Below are 3,742 nucleotides of genomic sequence, written 5' to 3'. Positions count from 1 at the left end.
CGGGCCGGTCTGTCAATTCACCGGGCACGGCGCCGGGAAAGGGGGCCCGCGCCGTACGTTCCCCCAGCCCCGACGATAACAGGGCAGGATAGAGCGACGCGTAAGGCGGAGCAGGGGCTGCGGCGATCCATACCCCAAGCACCCAAAAGCACGGATCAGGCTTCCATCTCCAAAAAGGGCGCAGACGCCTGGGGCGATCCAGCGAGACAATGCCCGATAAAAGAAAAATGACACAGAAAAAGAGACCTAGCGACTGCGTGCCTCAGGGGCAAGCAAGGGTACAAGCCCCCGGGGGGCCGCATATTGCTCCGGCAAGAGGACGAGGGGAAGCCGATCAGGAGGAGGAGGGCGAGGAGGATCGGGAATCGCTCTTTCCGATGCGCCCCCGTCAGAGGCGTTTCGGGTGGATTATCCTGCGACGAGGCATTTCATCTTTCGAGGTCTTTTGGCGCTTTTATCCGATTCCTTTGCGGAACGGGTTCCACGGATTTTATCCGAGCGTCGGCATAGCGGATGAGAAGAACTTCTCCCACGGTGGGTTTGGCTCCGTCGGGGAAATCCTCCAGGGCGTGGATACAGACGGCCCGGGCGGAGAACCGCTGGACGGCGTGGGTCTTTGTAACAGCCAGGATTTCACCCTTGTAACGGTGTTCCCCTTTCGGGTTGGGACGGAGGACCTGTCCTTCATCACCAACCAGCTTCCGGGCTTCCAGCTTGGCGGCCGCGCGCTCCGGGAATACGGCTTTTTCCTGGAGCTCCTTGAAGTTTCCGATCCCTGCATTCAGGTTGGATATTCTGGCGTTGAAGAAGTCCACTTCCTCCTGCGTCCGAAAGTTCTTTTTGGATGCCTCGAGATAGCGTTTCTGATCGGACACGAATCTTTCGTAGGGTTCTCCGCTGGACAATTCCGGTATCCCATGGACGAAGACCCTTTCGAGCTGTGCCCTGTAGGCTGGCGCGTCCATCACAAAGCGCACCCCCTGCTCCGCCGCGCTGCTCTTAAGAAGCTGCCGGTTCAGCTCGTCGATTCTGTCCGGCCGTCTGGTCTGATCCAAGGCGATGCACTGCCGCTCAAGGCGGATAGCGTGCATCACGTCGCCATCCTGAGCGGCTTCGCGGAGAAGAATGGACATTTCACGGAGTGCATCGTTGAACTCCGTGCGCTCCTCGTTCTCGGCTAAGAGATCAAAACGTTCCGCCTTACCGGCAAATTTCAACTCACGCTCCTTAAGCTTCAAGCCATTCTCTTCCATAAGCTTTCACTGCATCATCAAGATTGAACCCAGCATCTTTCAACATCTCAATGCCCCAATCCGCTTTCAAGACTCTGGCCATGGGCAGAGGCAAAGGAACCTGTCTCGTCAGCCTGGTTGCCAACTCCTCGTCACCAGCCCGCATTGCGGCAATGACTTGTTTTGCAATCTCCTTCCGTCGCTCATCGGACATCGTGGAGACAAAGGACGACTTGAAGTTCGACATAAAGCGCACCTCCCCAAACAGTTAAACCGCTTGTACAGACCGATTTTATCACAGTTTCAAAAGTAACCTCGCAGGCCGGCTCAGGCCCGGGGATACCGGGCCAAAACAGCGGGATCCATAGCCCCGCTTGTTTTCCGGCTTCTTGAGAAGCCGCGTCCCTGGGCAGCATGTCCCGTCAATCCAAATCTCCGGTCCTGGTGTACAATAGCGATAAGCCCCAAACGGAAGGAGGAAGAGCCATGGCCGTATTCACATGACGCGTTTCGCATTCGCTGCACGGTGTGCACGTGTGCGCCACAGCGGGCGTTGCGAATCCGGCTTCCCGCCTCCGGCTTCTCCCTCTGGGCGGGCTCCCTTCCCTGTAGCCCGACAACCGGATTTTTGCATGGGCAGTTTCGTCTGAAAAGGCAAAACCCCACCGACGTTGCCCCTGTACTCGGCCTTCGTTCCCCGAAGGCGGAGGCTGTGGCTCATTCGTACCCTGCCGTCCCTCACGCCGGCCATCCCTTGGGACAGCCTCTGCCGGCAGAGAGGACGCCTTTTGTTATCCGTCCCACTCTCGGGACGGGCGGTTCCGTTTGGAGGTATCCCGCATGAGTGAAACGAAAAACGTACAAGACGCCGTCCATGAGCCCGGACAATCGGGAAAATCAGGCAAAAAATACGCCGGAAAGACCGTCCTTCTGATCCTGCTCGCCGCGGCGATCGGGGCCTATTTTGTCTGGCCGCCGTACAAGAGCATCATCGACTCCATCTTCGCCACCTTCGCAACCGGCGACTTCGCGGCGGTGCGCAGCTTCGTCGAGCGTTACGGGACCATGGCTGCAACGGTCTCCTTCCTCCTGATGGTCTTCCAGTCCATCGTGGCGCCGCTCCCGGCCTTCCTGATCACCTTCGCCAACGCCAACCTCTTCGGCTGGTGGCGCGGCGCCATCCTGTCCTGGTCCAGCGCCATGGCCGGCGCCGCAGTCTGCTTCTACATCGCCCGCATCCTCGGCCGCGATGTCGTGGAAAAGCTCTCCAGCAAGACCGGCCTGCGCTCCATCGACGCCTTCTTCGAGCGGCACGGCACCCAGAGCATCCTCATCGCCCGGCTCCTGCCGTTCATCTCGTTCGACATCGTCAGCTACGCGGCGGGCCTGACCTCCATGGACTTCTGGCCCTTCTTCATCGCCACGGGCGTGGGACAGCTTCCCGCGACGATCGTCTACTCCTACGTCGGAGGGATGCTGACGGGCGGGGCCAAGCTCTTCGTCACAGGACTCCTGATCCTCTTCGCGCTCTCGATCCTGATCGTCGTGATCAAGCAGGTCTACACGGAGAGGAAGGCGCGTCCCACTCGGAACGCAGGATGAAGCGGTACACAAAACCGCTGATCCTGCTTTCGCTCATGGCCGCCATCGTGCTGCTGGACCGGTACTACGGCTGGTCGGATTTTCTGTCGGGGCCAGGCGGCCTGGAGGCCCTGAGGGAAGCGGTGCGCAGGGACGTCCTCACGGCCTCGCTGATCTACGTTACGGCGACGACGGCGGCCTGCGTCCTTCTGGCCCTACCGGGGGTGACCTTCGCGATCGTCGCCGGGCTCCTCTTCGGTCCTCTCCTGGGCACTGTCCTCTGCCTGGCCGCGGCGACCCTGGGGGCGGTCCTGGCCTTCCTGGCCGGCCGCTATTTCCTCAGGGACGCCGTCGCCCCCTGGGTGGAACGCAACCGGTATCTGAAGCGCGTCCTGTTCGAGGACGTCGGCCGCAGCGGCGTCGTGCTCCTGATGATCACCCGACTGGTGCCGCTGTTCCCCTACAACCTCCAGAATTTCGCCTACGGGATCACGGGCATCGGACTCTGGCCCTACACCCTTTACACAGCGCTTTTTCTGGCGCCCGGCGTGACCTTCTTCACCCTCGGGGCCGCAGGGCTGGGGGACGCGGAGAACCGGCGCTTCTACCTGATCCTGGCCGGGGCGCTAGCCGTCCTCGTCACGGCGGCGGGGCTCTATCTGAAAAAACGTTATGTGACGGAGCCGGACGGGCGCGCCTACAAGGAGGGCGGCATTCACCCCGAGATCCAGGGCAGCCAACATGAAAGCCAGCATGGAGGCCGAGAGGACATCGGATAAAAAACGATTTTATCTTCAAAGCTTTGCACTATTTTAAATTCAAGGAGGTTTTCTTCACAATGAAGGGCAAGTCGATCTTTTTTGCGGTAGTGGTCATCGCCGTCGCCGCCATAGCCATGGCAGTCTACCTTCCCCGTTACAAGGCCGAGA

At 60.2% G+C, this 3,742-nt stretch carries 4 protein-coding genes; 2 read left to right on the top strand and 2 right to left on the bottom strand.

Annotation, left to right across the window (positions count from 1 at the left end; genetic code table 11):
- Window positions 1-428 precede the first annotated feature (428 nt).
- On the bottom strand, window positions 429-1,238 hold the full coding sequence (locus tag Q0176_RS00655; RefSeq protein ID WP_299298016.1) for a hypothetical protein: 810 nt from the start codon (window positions 1,236-1,238) through the stop codon (window positions 429-431).
- Window positions 1,228-1,479: a hypothetical protein gene (locus tag Q0176_RS00650; protein ID WP_299298014.1), complete on the bottom strand. Its 252-nt coding sequence runs from the start codon at window positions 1,477-1,479 to the stop codon at window positions 1,228-1,230. The genes Q0176_RS00655 and Q0176_RS00650 overlap by 11 nt, the downstream gene beginning before the upstream one ends.
- A gap of 593 nt (window positions 1,480-2,072) precedes the next feature.
- On the opposite strand from Q0176_RS00650, the gene Q0176_RS00645 reads away from it, so the two are divergent.
- Window positions 2,073-2,834 (top strand): TVP38/TMEM64 family protein, encoded by a 762-nt coding sequence (locus tag Q0176_RS00645; protein WP_299298012.1) that lies wholly within the window; start codon window positions 2,073-2,075, stop codon window positions 2,832-2,834.
- Window positions 2,831-3,592 carry a TVP38/TMEM64 family protein gene (locus tag Q0176_RS00640; protein WP_299298010.1) on the top strand — a complete coding sequence of 254 codons (762 nt, stop codon included), beginning with the start codon at window positions 2,831-2,833 and terminating at the stop codon, window positions 3,590-3,592. Before Q0176_RS00645 ends, Q0176_RS00640 begins: the two co-directional genes overlap by 4 nt.
- Window positions 3,593-3,742: the final 150 nt, after the last annotated feature.

This window comes from uncultured Fretibacterium sp. (genome assembly GCF_938040765.1).
In the GTDB taxonomy this organism is placed as follows: Bacteria; Synergistota; Synergistia; order Synergistales; family Aminobacteriaceae; genus CAJPSE01.
Note: the sequence above shows the minus strand (reverse complement) of the source record. Positions and strands in the feature narration are given on the sequence as shown.

Coding starts and splice junctions, on each gene's coding strand:
- Q0176_RS00650 (WP_299298014.1), bottom strand. CDS start 1,479: ATGTCGAACTTCAAGTCGTCCTTTGTCTCCACGATGTCCGATGAGCGA.
- Q0176_RS00645 (WP_299298012.1), top strand. CDS start 2,073: ATGAGTGAAACGAAAAACGTACAAGACGCCGTCCATGAGCCCGGACAA.
- Q0176_RS00640 (WP_299298010.1), top strand. CDS start 2,831: ATGAAGCGGTACACAAAACCGCTGATCCTGCTTTCGCTCATGGCCGCC.